Raw genomic sequence first — 24,773 nt, forward strand, 5'->3', positions numbered from 1 at the left:
AGCCACAACACCGCACGCCGCCGCTCGTTCGGCGACATGGCGCAAGCTGTCGAAGTTGATATTGGCGCCGGAATCGATGGCAATGAACGTCTGATTCCGTGCGCCGGTTTGCGCCACGTACTGTTTGATGCCCGCGACCGCTAATGCACCTGAAGGCTCGGTGATCGAGCGGGTATCGTCGTAGATATTCTTGATGGCTGCACAGAGCTCATCGTTGCTGACGGTAATGACCTCATCCACGCAGAAGCGGCAAACCTCGAACCCGTAAGCGCCGATCTGCGCCACCGCCACGCCATCGGCGAAAGTGCCCACATTGGGCAGCACCACTCGCTCATCCGCTTGCATGGCAGCCTTCAGGCAGGCCGAGTGCTCCGACTCCACGCCGATGATCCGCACCTCCGACCGCAGGTATTTCACATACGCCGCGATGCCGGCGATCAGCCCGCCACCGCCCACCGGAACGAAGATCGCATCCAGTGCGCCCTGATGCTCGCGCAGGATTTCCATCGCGACCGTGCCTTGGCCGGCGATCACATCGGGATCGTCGAAAGGCGAGACAAAAGTTCGGCCGGTCTGCTCAGCCAGTTGCAACGCGTGGGCCAGGGCAAACGGAAAGCTTTCGCCATGCAATAGCGCCTCAGCTCCGCGACTACTGACGCCCAGCACTTTCAACTCAGGCGTGGTTGCCGGCATGACAATGGTCGCGGCAATGCCCAGCTCACGCGCCGCCAGCGCTACGCCTTGTGCATGATTGCCCGCCGACGCCGTGATTACTCCGCGCGCCTTCTGCTCGTCGCTCAATTGCACCAGTTTGTTGTACGCACCACGGATCTTGAAGGAGAACGTCGGTTGCAGGTCTTCGCGCTTGAGCAGGATCCGGTTGTCCAGCGCTTCGGACAGCGCCGGCGCCGGTTGCAGCGGCGTGCGCACCGCCAGTTCATACACCGGAGCGGCGAGGATCTTTTTCACGTACTGCTCAAGCAGGGCTTGCTGGGCGGGGCTGTAGCGCATGGTCGTCTCCTGACGTTTGATTCAGAACCCCGGAGACAGAAAATGAAAACCCGCCTCTAGGGCGGGTTGGGTGCTGCAGTCGTGAGCTAGCCCGCCAAATGAGGAATGGCGGTAATAATGCTTGGCTGGCAGCGCAGTACGGTGGAAGTCATGGCCCCGAAATTAGCCCGGGCGCTGTTGGCAAGTCAATGGCGAATTTTGCTTTCATTTCGCCAGACGCCTGAGCCCGAACAGCATCCCGCCCGCCCCCAGCAGCATTGCCGCCAGGAACAACGGGTACGACACCCACCACGGCGTGCCGGCGGTCATCATGCTGAATTCCGACATGCCGCCAATGCTGGCAATCAGGTTGAGCGGCAGGAACACCACGTTGATCAGCGTCAGTTTGCGCAGCAGGTTGTTCATGCTGTTGTTCATCAGGTTGCCCCGGGCGTCGATCAGCCCGGAGAACACCGTCGAGTAGATTTCCGCCTGCTTGTAGCACTGGTTGTTTTCGATGATCAGGTCGTCGATCAGGCCGATCGCTTCGCTGCCGAAATGCTGTTTTTCCGCGTGATTGCGCAACCGCGTCAGCACCGCGCCGTTGCTGTGCAGGGCGTTGATGTAATAGATCAGGCTTTCGCTGAGGTTGAACATCTGCACCAGATGCTGGTTTTGCATCGAGGCGTTGAATTTCTGCTGCAACTCCCGGGCGACCAGTTTGATCACCTTCAGATGCCCGAGGTAGTGATGGATGTTGTTGAACAGCAGATCCAGCAACACGTCCAGCGGCGTGTTCAGTGGCTGACGTGTGCCGACACCGTGCAGCGGCGTGTCGTCCGTGGCGATCACCAGCAACTGGCCCGGTGAGAACAGCAAACCACAGGACGACACCTCGAACGCCAGGCTGCCGCCGCCGGAATAGTTTTCCGGGCGTTTCCAGATCAGAAACAAGTGATCGGGGTGAAACTCGATCCGCGACACCTCGTCCGGATCCAGCGCCGAGGCCAACGCGTGCTCATCGAGTTTGAAATGACTGTGCAGCAAGTCGCGCTCGCCAGCGTCGGGGTCGCTGAACAGCATCACCTCGGCGTCCAGCCGCTCGACCCGCTGCAAACCGCCGTGATTCAGTGCAAAGCTGTTGATCATCGGCCGGTCACCAGGCCTGGCCGCGGCGTTTGAGTTCGAGACGCCGCACGAACTCTTCCAGTACCAGCGAATACAAATCGTCCTGCAGGTAGGCGTCTTCGATGCCGGCGTCGAGGTTCGGGTTGTCGTTGACCTCGATTACCACCACCTTGTCGCCGGCCTGTTTCAGGTCAACACCGTACAAGCCGTCGCCGATCAGGTTGGCGGTCTTCACCGCCAGTTCCACCACCGCGCGCGGTGCCTCGTGAATTGCCAGCGTACGGCATTCGCCGTTGACGTCCTGGCCCTTGGCCTTGTGGTTGTAGATCTGCCAATGGCCCTTGGACATGAAGTACTGGCAGGCAAAGATCGGTTTGCGGTTGAGCACGCCGATGCGCCAGTCGTACTCGGTGTAGAAGAATTCCTGGGCCAGCAACAGCACCGAGTGTTCGAACAGTTCGGCGGTGGCTTCGAGCAAGGCCTGCTGGCTCTCGACCTTGATCACGCCACGGGAGAAACAGCCGTCGGGGATCTTCAGTACCAGCGGAAAACCGAGGCGTTCGCCGACACGTTCGAAGTCTTCGGGTCGCTCCTTGTAGAGAATTTCCGTAGCAGGCATGCCCAGTTGATGGCTGTTGAGCAGGTCGGTGAGGTAGACCTTGTTGGTGCATCGCAGGATCGACGTCGGGTCGTCCATCACCACCAGCCCTTCGCTTTCAGCCTTCTTGGCGAAGCGGTAAGTGTGGTTGTCGACGCTGGTGGTCTCGCGGATCAGCAAGCCGTCGTACTCGGCCAGCCTTGCGTAATCCTTGCGCTCGATCAGTTCGACATCGATGCCCATGCCCTTGCCGACCCGGACAAAGTTTTCCAATGCCTTGGCGTTGGATGGCGGTAACGCCTCCTGCGGATCATGCAGGATCGCCAGGTCATAACGCGCTACTTGTGGCGAACGCGGAACACGCCAGATCTTGCGACTGAAGCCGTCCAGCGCATTGGCGAACTGATCTTCCTGATCGTCACGCAACTTGTGCAAGGCGCCGGACTTTATACCTTCGATGTGCCAGCCGTTAGTTCGACGGAATTCAACTAACAGAATCGGACACGGAAACACTTCAAACAATTGCCGGGCCAGATCCTGCAACGGCTCGATATGTGTTCTGCCGAAATAAAGTGTCAGCGTAAAACCTTCGGTGTCGCTGTAAAGATGATGGCTGAGGGCTTTTTCCAGGGTTTTATCCAGGTCGTCCAGCGCCAAGCCGTAAAGGGATTTTCGGGTCAGTTCGCTGATGGTGCGTACCGACGGAATCACCTTGTGTCCCCGGGCTTCGGCCAGCAGCGAGCAGTAATAGCCGTGGCCCAGGTACTTGTAGCTGCGGCACAGGTTGATCACCTGCACCCGTTTTCCCGGCTCGCTGTCGGGAGGTTGTTCGAGGTATTCCTGGGCCGTCAGGATGTCTTCGCTGGGAAAGTACGAGGCCCAGTCTTCCTTGCGTTCGACGATGATCAACACTTGACTGGAAGTTCTGATCTGCGGTTTTAAATAAGTTGCCGGTGGCAAACTTTGACTGGATACTTCGCGCCAATGACCCTGTACCGCTGACATAGAAATTGATCCGTTGGAGAACAAGACCTTTTCTATTAAGCACGAAGTTTTTCGAAAGTCCCGTTTCGTTACGCAACTTTTACGGTGGTCATATGAATGCTGTTTTTCGCCTGGCGGTCGTTGATGATTTGCCAGCGTTGCTCACGCTGGAGATGCACTGCTTCACAACGGACCGGCTCACCCGCCGCAGTTTCCAATGGATGATCACCCGGGCCCACGGGCAATTGTGGGTGGCCGAGCGCGAGGGTCAACTGGCGGGTTATGCGCTGGTGCTGTTTCATCGCGGCACCTCGTTGGCCCGGTTGTATTCAATTGCGATTGCTCCCGAGGCGCGCGGCACTGGTCTGGGCAAGCAATTGCTGCAACGAATCGAGGCCTGCGCGCTCGAGAACGACTGCGCCTACCTGCGGCTGGAAGTGCGCACCGACAACCCCACCGCCATCGCCCTTTACGAGCGCAACGGTTACCGGCGCTTTGCGCTGATCCATGACTATTACGAGGATCACGCCGACGCACTGCGTCTGGAGAAACGCATTCTCCAGCACCGCGACTCACGCAACATCAAGGTCCCCTACTACCGACAAACCACCGATTTCACCTGCGGCCCAGCCTGCCTGCTGATGGCCATGGGTGCGTTGCAGACCGATCGTTTGCTGGAGCGGCGCGAAGAATTGCAGTTTTGGCGCGAGGCAACCACGGTGTTCATGACAGCCGGTCATGGCGGTTGCAGCCCGCAGGGCCTGGCGCTGGCGGCGTGGCGCCGGGGTTTCAAAGTGCGTTTGCAACTGAGCATGAGCGGGCCGCTGTTTCTCGACGGCGTGCGCGATGCGCATAAAAAAGACGTCATGCGCCTGGTGCATGACGCGTTCATGGCGCAACTGAACGACACCGATGTCGATCAGGTCATCGGCGTAGCGCTGGATTTACCCACGTTGCTGGCCAACGGTGGACAGCCTCTGGTGCTGATCAGCAGCTATCGCCTGACACGCTCCAAGTCGCCGCATTGGGTGATCGTCACCGACTGCGACGAAGACTTCGTCTACCTGCACGACCCGGATGTCGATCACAGCCAGCATCGCCAGCCCATGGACTGCCAGCACGTGCCGGTCAGCCATGGGGAGTTCGAGAAGATGTGCCGCTTCGGTCGTGGCAAGTTGCGGGCGGCGGTGGTGCTCTACACCCGCTCACCCGCGTGAAGGTTCATTTGAGTCCGATCTTGTACAGCGAACCGTCGGACTCATCGGTCAGCACATACAGGTAACCATCCGGCCCTTGGCGCACATCACGGATCCGCTGTTTCAGTTCGCCCAGCAAGCGTTCTTCATGCACCACCTTGTCGCCGTCGAACTGCAAGCGAATCAACTCCTGCGTCACCAGTGCTCCGATGAACACGTTGTGCTGCCAGGGTTTGAAGCGATCGGCATCGTAGAACGCCATGCCGGTGACGCCCGGGGATTTTTCCCAGACATGGTGCGGCCCGACCGTGCCTTCCGCGGTTTTGCCCTTGGCTTCCGGGATCGGTTGCATGGAGTAGTTGATGCCGTGGGTCGCCAGCGGCCAGCCGTAGTTCTTGCCGCGTTCGATGATGTTCACCTCGTCGCCGCCGCGCGGGCCGTGCTCGTTTTCCCACACGGTTCCGGTCCAGGGATTGAGTGCTGCGCCCTGGGGATTGCGGTGGCCGTAGGACCAGATCTCCGGGCGTACGCCGGACTGGCCGACAAAGGGATTGTCATCGGGCACTTTGCCGTCAGGGTAGATCCGCACGACCTTGCCTTGCAGCTTGTCCAGATCCTGCGCGGTCGGGCGGTCGTTGTTTTCGCCCAGGGTAATGAACAGATAACCGTCCCGGTCGAACACCAGCCGCGAGCCGAAGTGGTTGCCGACCGACAGTTTCGGCTCCTGACGGAAAATCACGTTGAAGTCCTTCAGGGTTTTCAGGTCATCCGACAGGCGCCCGCGCCCGACCGCCGTTCCGGCCTTGTCACCTGCACCGCCGCCCTCGGCGTAGGACAGGTACACGAGGCGATCCTGTTTGAAGTCCGGTGACAGCACCACATCGAGCAATCCGCCCTGCCCCTTGGCCCAGACATCCGGTACACCGGTGATCGGCGCAGACAGTTTGCCGTCAGCGCCTACCACACGCAGGTTGCCCGGCCGCTCGGTCACCAGCATGCCCTGACGATCCGGCAGGAACGCCAAGGCCCATGGGTGTTCGAGCCCTTGGGTAATCGTCGTGACTTCAAGGGTGCCCTGCTCGCTTTGCAGCTCTTTGGGGGCGGCAGCGAACGCCGGGGCGGCGATCAGTGCACTGGCACACAGGCCGGCCAGAAGGGTTTTACGCAACATGCACGATTCCTTTTGTTCGTTTGAAGGGCTGACAGAAGCGGTTCTGCCATTCAACGGTTGCTTCCGCTGTCACGGGCTGGAGGATTGGGAATGAAGGTGGGTGGCGTGCTCGGGACGGAGCGCAGCGGCTGGCCATTACCGATGCCGCGGTTTTCCAGGGTCGGTGGCCGTGGCACGGGCACCGTGTTCGGCCCGCGAACAGGCGGAGCGCTGGGCTGGGTGCCTTGCATGCTGTTGGGGTTCGCCCGGCGGATCGGGCTGTTGTAGGGGTTGTTGCTGTTGCCGGTCGGACTTTGTGCCAGCAGCAGCGACAAATGGGTTATTGCGCCATTGGCGTGAACCAGCCCGCCACTGAGGGCGAGCAACGCAATGCCAAGCAGGAAACGGTTCATGAGCAGCCTCTTTCAGTGCGCAGGGACTAGAGCCTTCGAGTCCACGCTACGCCCAGGGTTCGGATTTGTTAACCCGTCTCCACCAAACAAGATGTAACACGGCTTGACCTGCCGTTTACCGCCGACCTCGCAAACAACGGAAACTTTTGCGCCGGGCCACGGGTCACCCGAACATCACTCGGAGAACAGCACCATGGCTCGGGCAATCTGGAAAGGCGCAATCAGTTTCGGTCTGGTGCACATCCCCGTCGCGCTGGTTTCGGCGACCTCGTCCCAGGGCGTCGATTTCGACTGGCTCGACAGCCGCAGCATGGATCCGGTCGGCTATAAACGGGTCAACAAGGTCACCGGCAAGGAAGTCACCAAGGAGCACATCGTCAAAGGCGTGCAGTTCGAAAAAGGCCGCTATGTGGTGCTCAGCGAGGAAGAAATCCGTTCGGCGCACCCGGTTTCGACCCAGACCATCGACATCTTCGCCTTCGTTGACAGCGAGCAGATCCCGCTGCAGAACATCGACACGCCGTATTACCTGGCCCCGGACAAGCGCGGCGGCAAGGTCTACGCCTTGCTGCGTGAAACCCTGAGCAAAACCCAGAAGGTCGCCCTCGCCCGCGTGGTTTTACACACGCGTCAGTATCTGGCGGCGTTGATGCCCCTGGAGTCGGCGCTGGTGCTGGTGAAGCTGCGCTGGCCGCAGGAAGTGCGCAGCCTCGATGAACTGGCGCTGGGCAGCGAAGTGACCAAGCCGCAACTGGCCAAAGGCGAACTGGACATGGCCAAACGGCTGGTGGAAGACATGACGGCGGACTGGACGCCCGAGGACTACAACGACGAGTTCGAGAACAAGATCATGGCGCTGGTGGACAAGAAGGCCCATGAAGGCAAGATCGAAGACGTTGAGACGGTTTCCGGTGAAGAAGAGCGCAAATCGGCCGATGTCATCGACCTGACCGAACTGCTCAAACGCAGCCTCGGCGGGAAAGCCCCGGCCAAGCCTGCGAAGAAGACCGCCAACAAGACCACAGCGGCGAAGAAGACCAAAAAAGCATCGTGAAAATGAAATCGGGCGACTGTCTTTCAACAGTCGCCCGATTTGTCAGATCAGAATGAAGATCGCCAGCAGACCGCCGAAGATCGCCCACTTTTCCATGTAGTAAAGTTTGCGATTGCGCTTTTTCAGTTCTTTGCCGCGCAGGCGGATCTTGTAGATTTTGGTAAACAAACGGTTGATGCCACCGGTGCGGTCACCCGCGTCGTTCGGCGCACCGGCCGCCGACATCACGGTGCGGCTGAACCAGCCGTTGAACGCCGCTGCCCAGCGATACTTCATCGGACGTTCAACGTCACAGAACAGGATGATGCGGTTCTGGTCGGTGGTGTTTTCCGCGTAATGAATGAAGGTCTCATCGAACATCACCGCTTCGCCATCACGCCAGTGATAGTTCTCGCCATCGACGTTGATGTAGCAACCGGCATCGTTCGGCGTTTCCAGACCCAGGTGATAACGGTAGGAACCGGCGTACGGGTCGCGGTGACGCACCAGTTTCGAACCCGGCGGCAATTCTGCAAACATCGCAGCCTTGATCGAGCCGATGCTCTGCACCAGTTCAGTGGTGCGCGGGCACAGTTGCAGCGCCGACGGGTGGCTGTCGCCGTACCACTTCAGGTAGAAACGCTTCCAGCCGGTCTTGAAGAACGAGTTGAAACCGACGTCGTCGTACTGGTTGGAGCGCTTGATTTCGCCGGCGCGCAGCAGGTTGCGGCCTTCTTCACGGATTTCTTCCCAGTGCGCCTGCAACGGGCTCAGATCGGGAAAGTCTTTCGGATCGAGGTACGGGGTGTTGGGCTTTTTCGAGAACAGATAAAGGAAGCAGTTGATCGGTGCCAGAAACGAAGAGTGATCGCTCAGTTGACGACCGATTTTGTGGCGCACGCGACCGCGCAGGTGAACGTATGCAATGGAAATGACATATACAGCGGCAATGATGAGTTTCACGGAAATCGTCACACGTCAGAAGTGAACAAACTGCGCGCCTTTAGGGCTGTGGCCCAAGGTCTGTGGCAGTGGTCTGAAATCAAAAAGCGTCCCGGTGGCGCATCCTTGAGCCCATGCCGTACAAGGCATTGGGTGAATGGATGGCATTTTAGCCACAGTTTGTAACCAATAGTGAACACTCATCTGTGAAAAACTGTCCCGCGATCGCGCCAAACGGCAATCGGGATGTCACTGCCCTATCGTTTAGAGAGCCAGACCAGTACAATCGCCGCCAAACTTTACGCGCCCCCCTTGGTTGATGACGGGATTGTCCCGCCTCAGCGCACTTCGACTCGGGCCAAGCGCTCCGGCTGCACCCTCGCTACTCAGCACGCTTCGCAGGAAAAACCTTTGATTTCTACAGCTAACATCACCATGCAGTTCGGCGCCAAGCCGCTGTTTGAAAACGTTTCGGTCAAATTCAACGGCGGCAACCGCTACGGCCTGATCGGCGCCAACGGTTGCGGCAAGTCGACCTTCATGAAAATCCTCGGCGGCGATCTCGAGCCGTCCGGTGGCCAGGTCATGCTGGAGCCGAACATTCGCCTGGGTAAATTGCGCCAGGATCAGTTCGCCTACGAAGAATTCACCGTGATCGACACCGTGATCATGGGTCACGAAGAGCTGTGGAAGGTCAAGGCCGAGCGCGACCGCATCTACTCGCTGCCGGAAATGAGCGAAGAAGACGGCATGGCCGTGGCCGAGCTGGAAACCGAGTTCGCCGAGATGGACGGCTACACCGCCGAATCCCGCGCCGGTGAACTGCTGCTGGGTCTGGGCATTCCGCTGGAACAGCATTTCGGCCCGATGACCGAAGTTGCGCCGGGCTGGAAACTGCGTGTTCTGTTGGCTCAGGCATTGTTCTCCGATCCGGAAGTGCTGTTGCTCGACGAACCGACCAACCACCTGGACATCAACACCATCCGCTGGCTGGAAACGATTTTGACGGCGCGTAACAGCACCATGATCATCATTTCCCACGACCGTCACTTCCTGAACAGCGTCTGCACCCACATGGCCGACCTGGACTACGGCGAGCTGCGTCTGTTCCCGGGCAACTACGACGAGTACATGACCGCGGCGACCCAGTCCCGCGAGCAACTGCTGTCGGACAACGCCAAGAAGAAAGCCCAGATCGCCGAACTGCAAACGTTCGTCAGCCGCTTCTCGGCGAACGCCTCGAAAGCCAAGCAGGCCACTTCCCGTGCCAAGCAGATCGACAAGATCCAGCTGGCCGAGGTCAAGCCATCGAGCCGCGTGAGCCCGTTCATCCGTTTCGAACAGACCAAGAAGCTGCACCGCCAGGCCGTGACCATCGAGCAGATGTCCAAGGGCTTCGACGGCAAGACCCTGTTCAAGAACTTCAGCTTCACCGTTGAAGCCGGCGAGCGCGTAGCGATCATCGGCCCGAACGGTATCGGCAAGACCACCCTGCTGCGCACGCTGATGGGCGAACTGACCCCGGACGCAGGCACGGTGAAGTGGACTGAAAGCGCGGAGCTGGGCTACTACGCTCAGGACCACGCCCACGACTTCGAAGACGACGTCAGCCTGTTCGACTGGATGGGTCAGTGGACTCAGGGCGAGCAAGTGATCCGTGGCACCCTCGGTCGCATGCTGTTCTCCAACGACGAGATCCTCAAGTCGGTGAAGGTGATTTCCGGTGGTGAGCAAGGTCGCATGCTGTTCGGCAAGCTGATCCTGCAAAAGCCGAACGTACTGGTGATGGACGAACCGACCAACCACCTGGACATGGAATCGATCGAGGCGCTGAACCTGGCGCTGGAAAACTACCCGGGCACGCTGATCTTCGTCAGCCACGACCGTGAGTTCGTATCGTCTCTGGCCACCCGCATCATCGAGCTGAGCCCGAACGGCGTGACCGACTTCAGCGGCACCTACGACGATTACCTGCGCAGCCAAGGCGTAGTGTTCTGAGTCGAATCGAGCGGTAAACAGAAAGCCCTGTCCTTGTGACGGGGCTTTTTTTGCGTCGAGGAAAAGATCGTTAGCCTGCTTCCTTTTAATCCAGCGCCACGCCATGATGCGGACTCTCCCACCGCCGCCCGCGAACGAGTCCTCATGTCTGCGCAGCAACAGCCACCGCAAAGCTCCATGGCGATCACCCTGCAGATCGTCTCCATCGTTTTCTATACCTTTATTGCCTTTCTCTGCATCGGCCTGCCGATTGCGGTGCTGCCCGGCTATGTGCACGAACAGTTGGGTTTCAGTGCCGTGATCGCCGGGCTGGTGATCGGTTCGCAATACCTGGCCACCCTGCTCAGCCGGCCGATGGCCGGGCGCATGTCGGACACCATCGGCACCAAACGGGCGATTGTGTATGGCTTGTCAGGGATTGTGCTCAGCGGTGTGCTGACGCTGGTTTCGACGCTGCTTCAGAGCTTGCCGCTGCTGAGCCTGTCGATCCTGATCGTCGGTCGCCTGCTGCTGGGGATCGCCCAAGGCCTGATTGGCGTCGGCACCATCAGTTGGTGCATGGGCCAGGTCGGTGCCGAACACACTGCGCGCTCGATTTCGTGGAACGGCATCGCATCCTACGGTGCGATTGCCATCGGCGCGCCGTTGGGCGTGGTGATGGTCGCCGATTACGGTTTCGAGAGCCTTGGCATTGCCTTGTCGCTGCTCGCGGCCGGCGCCTTGCTGCTGATCCGCAACAAGCCGTCGGTGCCGGTGGTGCGTGGCGAACGCCTGCCGTTCTGGGCGGTGTTCGGGCGGATTGCACCGTTCGGCGCCAGTCTGAGTCTGGCGTCAATTGGCTACGGCACGCTGACCACCTTCATTACTCTGTATTACCTCAATCGCGGCTGGACCGGTGCGGCGTACTGCCTGACCGTGTTCGGCGTGTGTTTCATTCTGTCGCGGCTGCTGTTCATTTCGGCCATCGGGCGTTTCGGCGGGTTCACCTCGGCGATTGCCTGCATGACCATCGAAACCGTCGGCCTGGTCATGCTGTGGCTGGCGCCTTCGACCGCGTATGCCTTGATCGGTGCAGGTCTGGCCGGGTTCGGGTTGTCGCTGGTGTACCCGGCGCTGGGCGTCGAGGCGATCAAGCAAGTGCCCAACTCCAGTCGCGGTGCCGGGTTGAGTGCTTATGCGGTGTTTTTCGATCTGGCGCTGGCGATTGCCGGGCCGTTGATGGGCGCGGTGGCGTTGAACTTGGGCTATTCGTGGATTTTCTTCAGTGCAGCCGTGCTGTCCGTGACCGGACTGGGATTGACCTTGCTGCTCAAGCGCCGGGCCATGGCGTAAACGCTCACTGATCCGCCGTCTGCATCCCCGCGCGGGTCGGCCGGCCCAAGGCATGGGAGAAGAACCGCCCGGCCTCGGAAATCAGGTTGCGGTGGATGTCTTCGCGGTCGACGCCATCGGCATCGGTGCACAGCGCCGGCATGGCGAGGATCTGCTCTTCGGTGCACGGTGCCATGAACACGAAGTGCCCTGCCCCGGCCAGTAGTTTGAAGTCCGGCGCAGTCGGCAGTTTGCGCGCCAGGGCCGCAGCGTTTTTGTCGAAAGCCACCAGTTTGTCGCCGTCGCCGCTGTAAAGCAGCACCGGCACATGCACATCGGCCAGGGTGTGACGACCAAACTTGAGGCTCAGCGGGGCCATCAGCAGCAACGCATGCACGCGCGGATCGGCCACCGGTTGCAGATCGTCGCGGTCGACAATCAACTCACCCTGAGTGTTGCAGGCGTCGCGGTCGTCCGGGCGCTCCTGGCAGTAACGGCGCAGACGATCCAGATCCGGCTGCGCGCCGGACAGAATCAACGCCGTTTCGCCGCCCGCCGAATAGCCGATCACGCCAACCTGTTCGGCGTTCACGTACGGCGCGAGCATGCGATCGCCCAACGTCGCGGTAATGGCTTCGGAAATCTGGATCGGCCGGCCATAGAGATTGCTCAACGTACCGAGGCGGCTGTGATCCTTGGAGTTGTCGCCGGGGTGAATCACCGCCACCACCACAAAGCCCTTGCGTGCCAGTGACGTGGCCAGGTCGTGCAGCGCCAGTGGCGTGCCGGTGTTGCCGTGAGACAGCATCAACATCGGAAAGCGGCCGATGGCGACTTTGGTGTCTTCGCCGGCCTCGACCGAATAGCCTTCGAGCAGGCTCATGTGTTCGCGATCGCTGGAGGGATAGAACGCGATGGCGCGCATCGGTTGCAGGTCGAGCGGGTCGAGGAACGTCATCTCGTGATAGCCGACGCTCCAGCGCGGGTGCTGCCCGGGCGCAGCGTGCACTGAATTCAGGCTGCCGAGCAGGCAAATCAGTAACGCTGCACAAAGACGCATCATGGGATGCCCCACCCTGTTGTTACTCAATCGAAAGATCCGTTGTGTTCGACGCCCGAAATTCCGAGGTTCGGTAATCCGGCGCGACGTTGCACTCAGACGTTGATCATCAGACTGCATAACCCGGGCCAGATTATGTAACAGTCAGAAACAAAAAACTCCGTATCTGGCCCTTGCGGAACCAGAATACAGAGTTTTTTTGGGTTTGCCTGAACAGGAGCTGTTCTTTACGCAAGCCTTACGCGGCGGCGAACAGTTGCTCGCTGATCTTCGCCTGAGCGGCGCTCATGGCGTTGTTGCGCACTTCTTCGCCGTAGGCCAGGCCTTCAGCACGCACGACTTCGATGTCGGTGATGCCGAGGAAGCCGAAGACCAGTTTCAGGTAGTCTTCGTGCGCCACGCCCGAAGCTTGACCGGCGTGGATGCCGCCAGCGGTGGACACGATCACCACTTTCTTGCCACCGCACAGGCCTTCAGGGCCGGCTTCGGTGTAGCGGAAGGTCTGGCCGGCAACGGCGATGCGGTCGATCCACGCTTTGAGCTGGGTCGGCACGGTGAAGTTGTACATCGGTGCAGCAACGACGATGGCGTCGGCGGCGATGAATTCGGCCAGGGTGGTGGCGCTCAGTTCGGCTTCGTGCTGTTGTGCGGCGTTGCGCAGTTCAGCGGTGGTGCCGGCGGCCACCAGAGTGGTCGACGAGAAGTGGCTGATGGCGTCGGCGGCCAGGTCGCGGTAGGTCACGACAGCGCTTGGCTCGGCGGCTTGCCAGGCTTGAGTCACTTGACTGCTCAACTGACGGGAAGCGGAGTTGTCGCCCAGAATGCTCGAATCGATGTGCAGCAGTTTCATGTGGAATCTCCTGGAATGAATCGCCGGTGGCGACGGAATGGAGACAATCCTACCGACGAAACCAATAGCTGATTAGACGGCAACAATGCGATAGTTTGTCCCACTGATAGAACAGTCGGATTTTCCCATGCAAGACCTCAACGATCTCTACTATTTCGCCAAAGTGGTCGAGGCTGGCGGATTCGCCGCCGCCGGCCGCTTGCTGGGCATTCCCAAGTCACGCCTTTCACGGCGCATCGCCGAGCTGGAAGAACGCCTCGGCGCACGCTTGCTGCAACGCACCACTCGCCAATTGAAGCTGACGGCGGTCGGCGAACGCTATCTGCGTCACTGTCAGGCAATGCTGCTGGAAGCGGAAATGGCCGACGAGACGGTCGCCAGCATGTCCAGCGAGCCTCGCGGACGCCTGCGGGTGTCGAGCCCGACGGGGCTGGCCCATGAAATGCTGCCGGTGGTGATCAGCAATTTCCTCGGCAAATACCCTCAGGTCCAGCTGGAAGTCACCCTGATCAATCGCCGGGTCGACCTCATCACCGAAGGCATCGACGTGGCCCTGCGGGTGCGCGAACACGGCGATGAGGAACCGATGCTGGTGACTCGCCGCCTGCGGCAAGCGCAAATGGTGGTGGTGGCGAGCCCTTCCTTTATACAGGGCGTGGAAATCAATCATCCGCAGGACTTGAAGAATCTGCCGGTGCTGGGCGCTCTGGAAGCGGATCGCATGGTGCATGTGCGCTTGCTCGATCAGCACGGCAAGAGTTGCGACCTGGCGCTGGAAGCCCGGTTGGGCATCGACGATTTCATTGTGCGCAAGGCATGTGTGCTGGCCGGCCAGGGGTTCACCCTGTTGCCGATGATGTATTGCGAAGCGGAGCTCAACAACGGCACGCTGGTGCAGTTGCTGCCGGACTGGTCACTGCCCGGCGGCTGGCTGCAAGCGGTATATCCCCACCGGCGCGGGGTGATGCCGGCGGTGCGTGCGTGGATCGATCATCTGGTCGAATCGTTCAATGCCTGTGGAGAACGGCTGTTATGAAACAAGGAAAGATGAGCGAGAAGGATGTTGCCCAGTTTTGTCTGGCCTTGCCCGGGGCGCGGGAAGACTACAAGTGGGGTGGCGTGCGGGTGTTTTCGATTGCCGGCAACAAGATGTTTGCCTTGCAGGGATTGCGCGGTGATTCGCTGGCGTTCAAGGTCGACAAGGATCTGTTTCTGGGTCATTGCGACCGGCCGGGCATTCACCCGGCGCCGTATCTGGCCCGGGCGCAATGGATCATCATGCACCCACCCTACCCGCTGGGCGCCGAGGAACTGCAAGGATTGCTGCAGCGCTCCCATCAACTGGTGGTGAGCAAGCTGCCCAAGCGCGTGCAGGTCGGACTGCTGCTCTAGAACAGCGCCAGCAGATTCGAACCGAGGAACAGCTGATCGATCCAGAACACCTGGTGCAACGCCACGATCATCCAGAACAGCACCTGAAACGACACCTTGCGCGTCTTGTGCCGGAAGACCTGCTGGGCGATCAATGCGCCCGGCCAGCCACCAGCCAGTTCCACCGCGTGCAGGATGTTCTCCGGCGTACGCCAGGCGTCAGCACGGGCCTTGCGCTTGTCCGCCCAGTACAGGAAAAACGCCAGCACGCTGACCAGCCCGTAAGCCGTCAGCGGTACCAGGGAAATCCCGCGCAGCCACATCGACAGCGAGCCGAACAGCGGCAACGCGCAGACGATCAGCAGCACCACCAGCTTCAACTTCAGATGCTGGATATTGCCACCGGATGGCCCGCGATCCGGGCGGCGTGCGCGGGAATCACTCATGGCGTGGCCGCCGTCCAGTCGACCCAGCCGAACTGCCAGGTTGCCAGAATCACCAGACCGAAGACGATCCGGTACCAGGCGAACGCCGCATAGCTGTGGCTGCCGATGAACTTGAGCAGGCCGCGCACCGCGATCATGGCGAAGATGAACGCCGTGACGAACCCGATGGCGAACACCGGGAAGTCTGCCGGAACGAACAGGTCGCGATACTTGTAGCCCGAATACACCGCCGCACCGACCATGGTCGGCATTGCCAGGAAGAACGAGAACTCGGTGGCAGTCTTGCGCGACAGACCGAACAACAGGCCGCCGATGATGGTCGAGCCGGAACGCGAAGTGCCGGGGATCATCGCCAGGCACTGGGCGAAGCCGATCTTCAGCGCATCCGTCCAGCGAATTTCGTCGACTGTTTCGGCGTGCACTTCATGCTGACGCTGCTCGGCCCACAACATCACGATGCCACCCACCACCAGTGCGGCGGCCACGGTGATCGGGTTGAACAGGTAATGGTGAATCAGATCGGCGAAGATCACGCCCAACACCACGGCGGGCAGGAAGGCGATCAGCAGGTTGGCGGTGAAACGCCGCGCACTCGGCTGGGTCGGCAAACCGATGACCACGTCGAGAATCTTGCGCCGAAACTCCCAGACCACCGCCAGAATCGCGCCGAGCTGGATGATGATGTTGAACGCCATGGCCCGCTCGCCTCCGAAATCGAGCAAGTCGGCAACAATGATCTGGTGTCCTGTACTGGAAATGGGCAAAAACTCCGTCAGCCCCTCTACAACTCCTAGAATCAATGCCTGCAAGGCGGTCCAAAGATCCATCAATCCCCCAAAGAGCGATGCCCGGCGGCATGCCCCGATAGTATTTTTTTACGTTCACTGCGTTCAGCGTAGCTGGTTAAAGCTGTACCGATTCCGCACGCACAGGATCCACACGAAACAGTCAAAATTCCGTGAAAAATCAATTTGGATTCAGGTTTTCACGCGCGGCGCCGAAATCCTAACAGACAAGCCGTAATAGCGCTGCCGCGTTATACGACTTGGGTCGCGTATGCCCGGTCACCGAAACGTGGTTGGATGCTGGCGGTGGTTTATTACAAGAAAAAGAATCCGGAGTGACAGCGTTATGAACAGCTTGCGCAGTGTGTCGATCAGCCGACGCTTGTGGCTCATCTTGATTGTGGCAGTGGTCATGCTGCTGACATTGGGCGTGTTGATGCTCAAGCAGATCCACGATGACCTTTACCACGCCAAGGCCCAGAAAACCCAGCATGTGGTGCAGACCGCCAGCGGTTTGCTGACTTACTACCAAGGCCTCGAAGCGGCAGGCACCCTGACCCGCGATGTGGCGCAGAAACAGGCGCTGACCGCGATCCGTGGCCTGCGCTATGACCAGAACGATTACTTCTGGATCAATGACCTCACGCCCGTGATGGTCATGCACCCGACCAATCCCAAGCTTGAGGGCCAGAACCTCTCGGCAATCCGCGACCCGGACGGCTTTGCGGTGTTCAACGAAATGGTCGCCATCGCCAAGGCCAAGGGCGCCGGCATGGTCGACTATCGCTGGCCCAAACCCGGCGCCAGTGAGCCGGTGGCCAAGACTTCCTTCGTGAAACTGTTCGAGCCGTGGGGCTGGGTCATCGGTTCGGGCGTGTACGTCGATGACGTGCAGGCCGAGTTCCAGGGCCAGGTGATCAAGGCGTCTGTCGTGGGTCTGGTCATTGCGGTGATCATGGCGCTGCTGGTGATCCTGATTGCCCGCAGCATCGTCCGTCCGTTGCAGGAAACCGTGAACGCCATGGCCAACATCGCCAGCGGCGAAAGCGATCTGACCCGCAGCCTCGATACTCACGGCCAGGACGAAGTCACGCAGCTGGCCCATCACTTCAATGCCTTTACCGCCAAGCTGCGCCGGGTGATCGGTGACTTGCAGGTGTCCGCCAGCGCATTGGGCCAGTCGTCCAGCGATCTGGGCAACGACGCGGCGCAAGCCCAGCAACGCAGCCAGCAGCAATCGCAGCAGATGGAACTGGTGGCCACCGCCGTGAACGAAGTGACCTACGGCGTGCAGGACGTGGCGAAGAACGCCGAACACGCGGCCAGCGAAATGCGTGACGCGGAGGCTCAGGCGCAGCGAGGCCAGATCAACATCGACGGCAGCCTGCAACAGATCGACAAGTTGTCCGGCACCATCGATCAGGCCGTCGAAGTCATCCGCACGCTGGCGACCGAAAGCACGCAGATCGGCAGCGTGCTGGAAGTGATCCGCTCGATTGCCGAGCAGACCAACCTGCTGGCCCTCAACGCTGCGATTGAAGCGGCTCGCGCCGGTGAACAGGGGCGCGGGTTTGCGGTGGTGGCCGACGAAGTGCGTTTGCTGGCTCAGCGCACGCAGAAGTCCACGGCGGAAATCCAGACCATGATCGAACGCCTGCAAAACCATTCCGAAGCCGCCGTGAAGGTCATCGGCGACAGCAGCAAGGCCTCGCAACTGACCATCGAACAGGCGGGGCTGGCCAGCGCCAGTCTGAACGCGATCGGCCAGGCCCTTCGCAACCTCAATGGCCTGAACGCGTCGATTGCCAGCGCAACGCTGCAACAGGCGCACGTGGTCGAAGACATCAATCAGAACGTCACCCAGGCGGCGGGGTTGTCCCACAGCACCGCGCTGGCGGCCGAACAGTCGAGCGTGGCCAGCGTGCGACTGGGCCAACTCAGTGAGCAGTTGAACGGTTTGCTGCGTCAGTTCCGCGTCTGATCGCCCTTGCAGGTGGGAACTCGTTTCCCACCTGTTTTTCGGTACAATCCGCTCCCTCTTTTATTCCCCCAAGGAACCTGCATGTCCGGGCTTGAACTGTTTGCGGCCGCCCTCGGTGTGATCGCCGTGTGGCTCACGGTCAAACAGAATCCGTGGTGCTGGCCGATCGGGCTGGTCATGGTGTCGCTCTACACCTGGGTGTTCTTCGAGGTAAAGCTGTATTCGGACATGCTGCTGCAGGTGGTTTATGCCGGCCTGCAAATCTATGGCTGGTGGCAATGGACGCGGGCCGGGACGATGCATGACGGGCGCGAGGTCAGCCGGCTCGACAATCGCTCGATTGCGCAAGGGCTGGCCATCGGCGCAGTGGGCAGTCTGTTGCTGGGCGCGGCCATGGCCCATTGGACCGACGCTGCACAACCGTGGCTCGACGCGGGGCTGACCGGTTTCAGTCTTGTCGCGCAATTCTGGATGGCCCACAAACGCCTGCAATGCTGGGAGTTGTGGTTCGTGCTGGATGTGATCTTCGTCGGGCTGTTTCTCTATAAAGGGCTGTACCTCACGGCGGCGCTGTATGCCCTGTTCACCCTGATCGCGGTGCAAGGCTGGCGCGAATGGCGCGCCGATCCGGCGTTGCAACGATGAAAGTGATTGTTCTGACCGGTCCCGAGTCCACGGGCAAGAGCTGGCTGGCGGCCGGAATCCAACAGCAGTTCGGCGGTTTGCGGGTGGACGAGTATGTGCGCTGGTTCATCGAGCAGAACCCTCGCGATACCTGCCTCGCCGACATCCCCGAGATCGCTCGTGGCCAGTTGCAATGGGAAGACGAGGCACGCGCGCAACACCCACGACTGCTGATGCTCGATACCCATCTGTTGAGCAACATCCTGTGGAGCCAGACCTTGTTCGGCGACTGCCCGCCCTGGCTGGAAACCGAATTGCTGGCGCGTGAATACGACCTGCACCTGCTGCTCTCCCCCGAGCAGATCGAGTGGACGGACGATGGTCAGCGCTGCCAGCCCGACCTGAACGAACGGCTCGCGTTCTATCAGGCCACCCGTACCTGGCTGGAAAAACATCGCCAGCCCTTGCAGATCATTCAGGGCAACTGGGCCGAACGCCAGCAGCAAGCCTTCGATGCGGTGCGCGCCCTGCTCGCGGACTGACCCGGTTTGCGGGGTGTTTGCCCCGCCGCCTTCCCCTGTTTTGGGGCCAAAGTGTCCGTTCCTGAAACAGTCCTGCGGGTGCAAAGTGCCCGTCTCAGCGCCCTTCATCCTTTTGTCACGCGACTTGTTACACAGCTGAAACACCTGCGCGCAAACCCTTGTTCCAGAGCTTTGCAATGGCTTTGGGGGGTTACGAAGGCAGTGACTTGTTTCAACGATGAAACAGCTTTTGTATCAGGCCTGCGCTCGGCAACCCCAACTCATTGAAATTAAAAGACATTTCAAAAGCGGCACAGCTTTCGCTCTCTCCTTCACAACGCTGACCAGGCCCAGCCCACTGAAGAAGGAATTGCCGCCGTGGGAAATATCAAAAAAGCCTTTACCTGCCTTCTGCTGATCGGATCAGCTGCCAGCCCTTTTCTCAGTTTCAACGTTCAGGCCGAAGGCAATGGCGTGATCGTGCTCAATCGTGACGTCCAGCCGGTCCATATCGGCCGCAGCGGCGGCAAAGACCCCTACCCGACCACCGTCAATGCCAACCCTGCCGGGCGTATCAATAACGCGATGGCCAGTACCGAACTCAGTGACGGTGAATTTGCCGGTGTCGCCAGCGGGTCTTCGATTCGCAACGGCATTGTGACTCCGAATTCGAGTGTGCCTGGCTTGAACTCACTGACCAACCCCAACGGTATGCCGGGCATGAGCGCCGGTCACGGTGGCGGTTCCGGTGGTGCGATTTCCAATACCGTCAACCGTGCCATGAGCACCGGCCTTGCTCCGTTGACCCGCATGGCCGGAGGCCAATGACATGAATCGTTCCCTGCTCCTGATTGCCCTCTTCGGCTGCGCCAGTGCCATGGCCGATCCCAGCTCCGTGGACAACGCGAACATTCAGAACTCCGGCATCCAGTATCACGGCAACTTCAACGTCAACCAGGCGGCCGGCGATCAGATGCAACAGACCAACACCAAGGCGATCGCCATTGGCACCGAAGCCACTGCGACCACCAGCGTCATCCAGCGAATCAACACACCCGCTGCCCGCACCGGCGACGCCAGTGCAACCATCGGCGGCAACTCCTTCAGTAATGGCAACGGGATCCTGGGCGTGAACCAGGGCGCCGGGGCCAACAACCAGATGGCCAACGTTACGCGCGTCAGCATCAGTGCCGGCCCGCAGAGCGTTGACGATAGCGCCCTTTCCCAACAGAACGTGGCGTTGTTACCGAGCTCAGGAGCAACTGGTACCTCACCCGGCAGTCGCCAGGTCACGACAAGTGATCAGGCCTTCACCGGCAGCCGAGGGGTAATCCAGGTGAACCAGAGTGCCGGGGTGGGGAACCGAATGGCTAACACCCTGAGCATCCGGGTCGCAGACTGACCCAAATAAAAAGCAGTGCAATTAGAAAGTACCAACACTTAACCAACTAATAAGCACGGAGAAACACCATGAAACCTACAATGGCCCTCAAACCACTGGTTTTCGCACTCGCAGCAGTGATGGCAATCGCAGCACAGGCAGGCGGTCGTGATGATGATCACGGTCATGGTAACGGGCACGGCAACGGTCATGGCAACCATGAACCAAAAGGCCCTACCCTGGAACAACTGCTGCAAATCGGCGCTGGCGCCGGGGCTGCAGTGCTCGATGTCCAAAACAGCCAAGGCAACGGCGTCCTGAACCAGGGCACCAAAAACGATGCCAAGGTCGAAAACTCGGCTAACGGCGGCAACGGCAACCTGGGCATGAACAACGCCGCAGGCGATGGCAACCAACAAGACAACGCGGCTGCTCTGGCCACCGCTGACGAAAGCTTCATCTTCGGCAGCGCCGTTGCGGTTTCCAGCGCAACTCAGGTCAACAACGCCAACACCGTCTATAACTACTCAAGCACTGCCAACGCCAACATGAACAATGTGGGCAACGGCGGATCCGGCAACATCGGCGTGAACAACACTGCCGGTAACTTCAACCAACAGAAAAACAACCTGGCAATTGCTGTGTCCGGTGGTCGTGTAGCTAACGCAGCAGCCGCTGCCAACCAAAGCTCCACTGGCTTGAGTGTTTCGAACTATGGCACTCAAACCTACAAAAAAGACACCCTCACTGGCACTGTCAACGCCGTCGGCGCGTTCGTGGCCGCAGGCACTGCAACCACCAAAGATGACGATCACGGTCACGGCGGTGGCGGCTATGGCAACAACGACCGGGGCCATGGCGGTAACGGCGGCGGCAAAGATCAGAAATCTGACTTCGTAGCCGTGGGTGTATTCGGTCTGGCTGGTGTGACCACTCAACAAGTGCTGACCCCAGACGGCTGGAAAAACCCAGTTACCAACACTGCTAACGTCAGCAACGTAGGTAACAACTTCAACGGCAACGCTGGCTTCAACAACTCTGCCGGTATCGGTAACCAACAAAGCAACTCGCTGTCCATCGCTGCAGGTTGCAAAGCCTGCCTGTAATCGCGATCGAAACGAAAGCCCCGGAAACGGGGCTTTTCCTCAGTCCGCAAAGGCGTATCGATCATGCGTAAGACTGCCCTCCTCGCTCTGCTTTGCTTCTGTGGCCTGACCCAGGCCGCCCAGATGCCCGTTGCTGCCTTGCCTGGCGGCACGCTCGTCTACAAGAACGTGCAAAGCATCCGTGAGCGCAAGTTTGCCGACATCGTCGAACAGAAAACCGACTTCAGCTGCGGCGCTGCCGCACTGGCGACGGTATTGCGCCAGGCTTATTGGCTCGACGTCGATGAGGAGCACATCATCAAAGGCATGCTGGTCAACGCTGACCAGGACCTTGTTCGTACTCAGGGTTTTTCCATGCTGGACATGAAGCGCTACATAGAAAGCATCGGCATGCGCGCCAGGGGCTACAAGATTCCACCGGAAAAACTCGACGCAGTCACGATCCCGGTGGTGGTACTGATGGAAATTCGCGGCTACAAGCATTTCGTGGTGATGCAGCGTGCGGACAAGGATTGGGTCTACATCGGAGACCCGGTTTTAGGACACAAACGCTACTCCCATGATGACTTTGTCAAAGGTTGGAACGGCATTGTCTTTGCCATCGTCGGCCCCGGATATGACAAGGCCAATGCCTTGCGCAGCCCTCCGGTACCGGTGACGGCCAAAAACAAGCTGGATGCCTTCAACCCGGTCAAAGATGCTGAATTGATGGACTTCGGGTTCATACAGAGCGACTTCTTTTAATCGCCGATTACAAGAGTGGGGCTGGATGTCCCGGGAGCAGCAGATGAAAACCTCATACTGGCTGGCCGCCGCCTGCCTGGCAGCGAGTGCGTCAGGCTATGCCAATGCAGGATTCAAACCCATCGAAATCAAGGACCAGGAGCTTTCAGAGCTACGTGGTCGTTATGTGATGCCGGGCCGGATCATCAGCTTCGGTGTCGTCATGAGCAGCACCTGGCGCAACGCCAGTGGAGATCTGATCGGGGCCTCGGCCACGATGCAATTGCAGGCCGCTTCGGTAAAACCTGAATTCTACGTCTCGACCATCAAGGAACACGGCAATGGCAGTACCCCGGAACTGGGGACTGGCTCGGTCGTGGGTGGCGCGGGACTCAACTCAAGCCAAGGCGTGACGCAGAGTGTGCGCGCCGCTGGCGACGGCAACTCCGCCTACAACAACGTTGCGATCAACGTCAAAGAAGCAAGTCAGGCACCTGCCCTGATGCCCGCCCAGGGCCAGGCCTTGATGGCCGGCCAGACCATCTCCGGCAGCAACGGCGCCGGCAGCGTCGCGGTTTCAGCCACAAATGGCGGTGTGCAAATGGCCATTCAGGCCTCCGGCAATCAGGGTACAGCCTTGCAACAGGTCGCCCAGGGCGGATTGCTGCAAAACACCCGCTTGCTGGGTAACGCGAACGTAGTCAACAACCTGACACAACTCAACGTTGTCCTGAACAATAACGGCATGAGTGCCGGCGCACTGGACTGCAACCTGACTCAACTCAGGGCACTACGCAACATCGGATATTGAACTACGCTGAGTCTCGATCATTGGGCTTAAAGGGACGGCTTATTCATGTATCGATCAGTATCACTGCGTGCCGCTGTATGTTTGAGTACTCTTCTACCCGCGGCGATGCTGCAAGCAGCACCCGATGCGGATGTGGAGACCCTGAAACAGGAACTTCTGGAGCTGAAGCAACGATACGAAGTACAACAGAAAGCCCTGGCGGTGCTCGAACAACGGGTCCGCCAGGTCGAAGAGCAACCCGCCTCCCCACCCCCAAAACGCCTGGCCAAATCGCCTTCGGACATGAAAGGCAACCGGGTAGCCACCGGCACCGGGGCTGCGGCAGCGTCGGGGGGCGCCGCCGGGGGCAGCGGCGCATCCTATGGCCAGTCGCTGGCCGATGATTCGCAACCGGCACAGAGCGTGTCCAACCTGTACGACGAAGCCAGCGGCTTCTTTGGCGGCGGCAAGTTCAGCTTTGAAACCGGCGTGACCTATTCACGCTACGACACCCGCCAGCTGATCCTCAACGGCTTCCTCGCCCTGGATTCGATTTTTCTGGGCAACATCAACCTCGACCGGATCAAGGCCGACACCTGGACCCTCGACCTGACGGGACGCTACAACTTCGACAACCGCTGGCAGTTCGACCTGAACGTGCCGGTGGTCTACCGTGAATCGACCTATCAGTCCGGCGGCGGCAACGGAGGCGCCTCCAACGTCACCACCGAACAGGACGTAAGCCGCGATCCGACCATCGGCGACGTCAACTTCGGCATTGCTTACAAGTTCCTGGACGAGTCGGTCAACACCCCGGACGCCGTGGTGTCCTTGCGGGTCAAGGCGCCTACGGGCAAGGATCCGTTCGGTATCAAGCTGCGCCAGACCGATGCCAACTCGAACCTGTTCGTGCCTGACACCCTGCCCACCGGCAACGGCGTCTGGTCGATCACCCCGGGCATCTCGCTGGTCAAGACGTTTGACCCGGCCGTGCTGTTCGGCAGCCTGTCCTACACCCATAACTTCGAGGAATCGTTCGACGACATCAGTTCGACCGTCAACCAGAAAAACCCGGGCAAGGTACGCATCGGCGACAGCTTCCAGATCGGCGCGGGTGTTGCCTTCGCACTGAACGAGAAGATGAGCATGTCGTTCTCCGTCTCGGATCTGGTGCAACGCAAGAGCAAGCTGAAACAGGATGGCGGGGATTGGGAATCGGTGGTGTCCAGCGACGCCAACGCCGGTTACTTCAACGTCGGCATGACCATCGCGGCCACCGACAACCTGACCATCGTGCCCAACCTGTCCATCGGCATGACGGACGATGCCCCGGACTTCTCCTTTAGCCTGAAATTCCCTTATTACTTCTAAACCGCGACACAATAAAAAGGC

24 protein-coding genes and 1 pseudogene are annotated in these 24,773 nt (G+C 59.8%); 15 read left to right on the forward strand and 10 right to left on the reverse strand.

Translation table 11 applies throughout. The features are described from left to right. Positions 1-21 precede the first annotated feature (21 nt). The 3 genes and pseudogenes from ilvA to M5G18_RS15630 form a co-directional block, all read right to left on the reverse strand. Positions 22-1,011, reverse strand: a pseudogene (gene ilvA, locus M5G18_RS15620) (threonine ammonia-lyase, biosynthetic); the annotation flags it as partial. A 204-nt stretch (positions 1,012-1,215) separates the two neighbouring features. After that, positions 1,216-2,139 carry a magnesium transporter CorA family protein gene (locus M5G18_RS15625; RefSeq protein WP_273900236.1) on the reverse strand — a complete coding sequence of 308 codons (924 nt, stop codon included), beginning with the start codon at positions 2,137-2,139 and terminating at the stop codon, positions 1,216-1,218. Between the two features lie 7 nt (positions 2,140-2,146). Next, positions 2,147-3,721 carry a RimK family protein gene (locus M5G18_RS15630; protein WP_273900235.1) on the reverse strand — a complete coding sequence of 525 codons (1,575 nt, stop codon included), beginning with the start codon at positions 3,719-3,721 and terminating at the stop codon, positions 2,147-2,149. 92 nt (positions 3,722-3,813) lie between these two features. On the opposite strand from M5G18_RS15630, the gene rimI reads away from it, so the two are divergent. Next, positions 3,814-4,917 carry a ribosomal protein S18-alanine N-acetyltransferase gene (rimI, locus tag M5G18_RS15635; RefSeq protein WP_273900234.1) on the forward strand — a complete coding sequence of 368 codons (1,104 nt, stop codon included), beginning with the start codon at positions 3,814-3,816 and terminating at the stop codon, positions 4,915-4,917. A 4-nt stretch (positions 4,918-4,921) separates the two neighbouring features. Here the strand turns inward: rimI and M5G18_RS15640 are convergent, their stop codons facing one another. Together M5G18_RS15640 and M5G18_RS15645 are read right to left on the reverse strand one after the other, a co-directional pair. After that, a complete protein-coding gene (locus tag M5G18_RS15640) occupies positions 4,922-6,067 on the reverse strand; it encodes a PQQ-dependent sugar dehydrogenase (protein WP_258713553.1) in 1,146 nt (381 codons plus the stop codon). Positions 6,068-6,117: 50 nt separating this feature from the next. Then, positions 6,118-6,459: a hypothetical protein gene (locus tag M5G18_RS15645; RefSeq protein WP_273900233.1), complete on the reverse strand. Its 342-nt coding sequence runs from the start codon at positions 6,457-6,459 to the stop codon at positions 6,118-6,120. 193 nt (positions 6,460-6,652) lie between these two features. Between M5G18_RS15645 and ku the strand changes: the two genes are divergently transcribed. Next, entirely contained in the window at positions 6,653-7,513 is an 861-nt protein-coding gene (gene ku, locus M5G18_RS15650; protein ID WP_273900232.1) for a non-homologous end joining protein Ku, read from the forward strand. 42 nt (positions 7,514-7,555) lie between these two features. Here ku and lpxO read toward each other — a convergent pair whose 3' ends face one another. Continuing rightward, positions 7,556-8,455 carry a lipid A hydroxylase LpxO gene (gene lpxO, locus M5G18_RS15655; protein WP_127798055.1) on the reverse strand — a complete coding sequence of 300 codons (900 nt, stop codon included), beginning with the start codon at positions 8,453-8,455 and terminating at the stop codon, positions 7,556-7,558. Positions 8,456-8,845: 390 nt separating this feature from the next. On the opposite strand from lpxO, the gene M5G18_RS15660 reads away from it, so the two are divergent. Both M5G18_RS15660 and M5G18_RS15665 read left to right on the forward strand, forming a co-directional pair. Continuing rightward, positions 8,846-10,432, forward strand: a complete 1,587-nt coding sequence (locus tag M5G18_RS15660; RefSeq protein WP_045121838.1) for an ABC-F family ATPase — start codon at positions 8,846-8,848, stop codon at positions 10,430-10,432. Between the two features lie 144 nt (positions 10,433-10,576). Then, entirely contained in the window at positions 10,577-11,764 is a 1,188-nt protein-coding gene (locus tag M5G18_RS15665) for an MFS transporter (protein ID WP_230730819.1), read from the forward strand. A gap of 4 nt (positions 11,765-11,768) precedes the next feature. Here the strand turns inward: M5G18_RS15665 and M5G18_RS15670 are convergent, their stop codons facing one another. After that, positions 11,769-12,806: an alpha/beta hydrolase family protein gene (locus tag M5G18_RS15670; RefSeq protein WP_007957461.1), complete on the reverse strand. Its 1,038-nt coding sequence runs from the start codon at positions 12,804-12,806 to the stop codon at positions 11,769-11,771. A gap of 235 nt (positions 12,807-13,041) precedes the next feature. Further along, positions 13,042-13,653, reverse strand: a complete 612-nt coding sequence (locus tag M5G18_RS15675; protein WP_085745771.1) for an FMN-dependent NADH-azoreductase — start codon at positions 13,651-13,653, stop codon at positions 13,042-13,044. Between the two features lie 127 nt (positions 13,654-13,780). Here M5G18_RS15675 and M5G18_RS15680 point away from each other — a divergent pair, with 127 nt between their 5' ends. Next, positions 13,781-14,689 (forward strand): LysR substrate-binding domain-containing protein, encoded by a 909-nt coding sequence (locus M5G18_RS15680; RefSeq protein WP_102686231.1) that lies wholly within the window; start codon positions 13,781-13,783, stop codon positions 14,687-14,689. After that, positions 14,686-15,045 (forward strand): MmcQ/YjbR family DNA-binding protein, encoded by a 360-nt coding sequence (locus M5G18_RS15685; protein ID WP_273900230.1) that lies wholly within the window; start codon positions 14,686-14,688, stop codon positions 15,043-15,045. The genes M5G18_RS15680 and M5G18_RS15685 overlap by 4 nt, the downstream gene beginning before the upstream one ends. Here M5G18_RS15685 and M5G18_RS15690 read toward each other — a convergent pair. After that, the gene (locus M5G18_RS15690; protein WP_039768201.1) at positions 15,042-15,470 is read right to left on the reverse strand and encodes a DUF1294 domain-containing protein; all 429 of its coding nucleotides are present in this window, start codon (positions 15,468-15,470) and stop codon (positions 15,042-15,044) included. The two genes, M5G18_RS15685 and M5G18_RS15690, sit on opposite strands and share 4 nt — an antisense overlap. Next, positions 15,467-16,297, reverse strand: coding sequence for an undecaprenyl-diphosphate phosphatase (locus tag M5G18_RS15695; RefSeq protein WP_273900229.1), 831 nt, complete (start codon positions 16,295-16,297; stop codon positions 15,467-15,469). The genes M5G18_RS15690 and M5G18_RS15695 overlap by 4 nt, the downstream gene beginning before the upstream one ends. 304 nt (positions 16,298-16,601) lie before the next feature. Between M5G18_RS15695 and M5G18_RS15700 the strand changes: the two genes are divergently transcribed. The 9 genes from M5G18_RS15700 to M5G18_RS15740 all read left to right on the forward strand — a co-directional run bounded on the left by M5G18_RS15700 (position 16,602) and on the right by M5G18_RS15740 (position 24,752). Next, positions 16,602-18,236: a methyl-accepting chemotaxis protein gene (locus M5G18_RS15700; protein ID WP_273900228.1), complete on the forward strand. Its 1,635-nt coding sequence runs from the start codon at positions 16,602-16,604 to the stop codon at positions 18,234-18,236. Between the two features lie 81 nt (positions 18,237-18,317). Further along, positions 18,318-18,881 (forward strand): nicotinamide riboside transporter PnuC, encoded by a 564-nt coding sequence (gene pnuC, locus M5G18_RS15705; protein ID WP_273900227.1) that lies wholly within the window; start codon positions 18,318-18,320, stop codon positions 18,879-18,881. Further along, entirely contained in the window at positions 18,878-19,402 is a 525-nt protein-coding gene (locus tag M5G18_RS15710) for an AAA family ATPase (RefSeq protein ID WP_273900226.1), read from the forward strand. The genes pnuC and M5G18_RS15710 overlap by 4 nt, the downstream gene beginning before the upstream one ends. A 357-nt stretch (positions 19,403-19,759) precedes the next feature. Continuing rightward, entirely contained in the window at positions 19,760-20,209 is a 450-nt protein-coding gene (locus M5G18_RS15715) for a hypothetical protein (RefSeq protein ID WP_273900225.1), read from the forward strand. A 1-nt stretch (position 20,210) separates the two neighbouring features. Continuing rightward, entirely contained in the window at positions 20,211-20,783 is a 573-nt protein-coding gene (locus tag M5G18_RS15720; protein ID WP_273900224.1) for an adhesin, read from the forward strand. 68 nt (positions 20,784-20,851) lie between these two features. Beyond that, a complete protein-coding gene (locus M5G18_RS15725) occupies positions 20,852-21,868 on the forward strand; it encodes a heme utilization protein (RefSeq protein ID WP_273900223.1) in 1,017 nt (338 codons plus the stop codon). Between the two features lie 63 nt (positions 21,869-21,931). Next, the gene (locus M5G18_RS15730; RefSeq protein WP_007957477.1) at positions 21,932-22,612 is read left to right on the forward strand and encodes a C39 family peptidase; all 681 of its coding nucleotides are present in this window, start codon (positions 21,932-21,934) and stop codon (positions 22,610-22,612) included. Positions 22,613-22,655: 43 nt separating this feature from the next. Beyond that, the gene (locus tag M5G18_RS15735) at positions 22,656-23,402 is read left to right on the forward strand and encodes a hypothetical protein (RefSeq protein ID WP_085603925.1); all 747 of its coding nucleotides are present in this window, start codon (positions 22,656-22,658) and stop codon (positions 23,400-23,402) included. A gap of 45 nt (positions 23,403-23,447) precedes the next feature. Next, entirely contained in the window at positions 23,448-24,752 is a 1,305-nt protein-coding gene (locus M5G18_RS15740; protein ID WP_273900222.1) for a hypothetical protein, read from the forward strand. The last annotated feature ends 21 nt before the right edge of the window (positions 24,753-24,773 follow it).

The organism is Pseudomonas aphyarum (assembly GCF_028657055.1).
In the GTDB taxonomy this organism is placed as follows: Bacteria; Pseudomonadota; Gammaproteobacteria; order Pseudomonadales; family Pseudomonadaceae; genus Aquipseudomonas; species Aquipseudomonas aphyarum.

Bases quoted from the DNA above. Each gene is read 5' to 3' on its own strand.
- M5G18_RS15625 (WP_273900236.1), bottom strand. From the start codon at position 2,139: ATGATCAACAGCTTTGCACTGAATCACGGCGGTTTGCAGCGGGTCGAG.
- M5G18_RS15630 (WP_273900235.1), bottom strand. From the start codon at position 3,721: ATGTCAGCGGTACAGGGTCATTGGCGCGAAGTATCCAGTCAAAGTTTG.
- rimI (WP_273900234.1), top strand. From the start codon at position 3,814: ATGAATGCTGTTTTTCGCCTGGCGGTCGTTGATGATTTGCCAGCGTTG.
- M5G18_RS15640 (WP_258713553.1), bottom strand. From the start codon at position 6,067: ATGTTGCGTAAAACCCTTCTGGCCGGCCTGTGTGCCAGTGCACTGATC.
- M5G18_RS15645 (WP_273900233.1), bottom strand. From the start codon at position 6,459: ATGAACCGTTTCCTGCTTGGCATTGCGTTGCTCGCCCTCAGTGGCGGG.
- ku (WP_273900232.1), top strand. From the start codon at position 6,653: ATGGCTCGGGCAATCTGGAAAGGCGCAATCAGTTTCGGTCTGGTGCAC.
- M5G18_RS15665 (WP_230730819.1), top strand. From the start codon at position 10,577: ATGTCTGCGCAGCAACAGCCACCGCAAAGCTCCATGGCGATCACCCTG.
- M5G18_RS15670 (WP_007957461.1), bottom strand. From the start codon at position 12,806: ATGATGCGTCTTTGTGCAGCGTTACTGATTTGCCTGCTCGGCAGCCTG.
- M5G18_RS15675 (WP_085745771.1), bottom strand. From the start codon at position 13,653: ATGAAACTGCTGCACATCGATTCGAGCATTCTGGGCGACAACTCCGCT.
- M5G18_RS15680 (WP_102686231.1), top strand. From the start codon at position 13,781: ATGCAAGACCTCAACGATCTCTACTATTTCGCCAAAGTGGTCGAGGCT.
- M5G18_RS15685 (WP_273900230.1), top strand. From the start codon at position 14,686: ATGAAACAAGGAAAGATGAGCGAGAAGGATGTTGCCCAGTTTTGTCTG.
- M5G18_RS15690 (WP_039768201.1), bottom strand. From the start codon at position 15,470: ATGAGTGATTCCCGCGCACGCCGCCCGGATCGCGGGCCATCCGGTGGC.
- M5G18_RS15695 (WP_273900229.1), bottom strand. From the start codon at position 16,297: ATGGATCTTTGGACCGCCTTGCAGGCATTGATTCTAGGAGTTGTAGAG.
- M5G18_RS15700 (WP_273900228.1), top strand. From the start codon at position 16,602: ATGAACAGCTTGCGCAGTGTGTCGATCAGCCGACGCTTGTGGCTCATC.
- pnuC (WP_273900227.1), top strand. From the start codon at position 18,318: ATGTCCGGGCTTGAACTGTTTGCGGCCGCCCTCGGTGTGATCGCCGTG.
- M5G18_RS15710 (WP_273900226.1), top strand. From the start codon at position 18,878: ATGAAAGTGATTGTTCTGACCGGTCCCGAGTCCACGGGCAAGAGCTGG.
- M5G18_RS15720 (WP_273900224.1), top strand. From the start codon at position 20,211: ATGAATCGTTCCCTGCTCCTGATTGCCCTCTTCGGCTGCGCCAGTGCC.
- M5G18_RS15725 (WP_273900223.1), top strand. From the start codon at position 20,852: ATGAAACCTACAATGGCCCTCAAACCACTGGTTTTCGCACTCGCAGCA.
- M5G18_RS15730 (WP_007957477.1), top strand. From the start codon at position 21,932: ATGCGTAAGACTGCCCTCCTCGCTCTGCTTTGCTTCTGTGGCCTGACC.
- M5G18_RS15735 (WP_085603925.1), top strand. From the start codon at position 22,656: ATGAAAACCTCATACTGGCTGGCCGCCGCCTGCCTGGCAGCGAGTGCG.
- M5G18_RS15740 (WP_273900222.1), top strand. From the start codon at position 23,448: ATGTATCGATCAGTATCACTGCGTGCCGCTGTATGTTTGAGTACTCTT.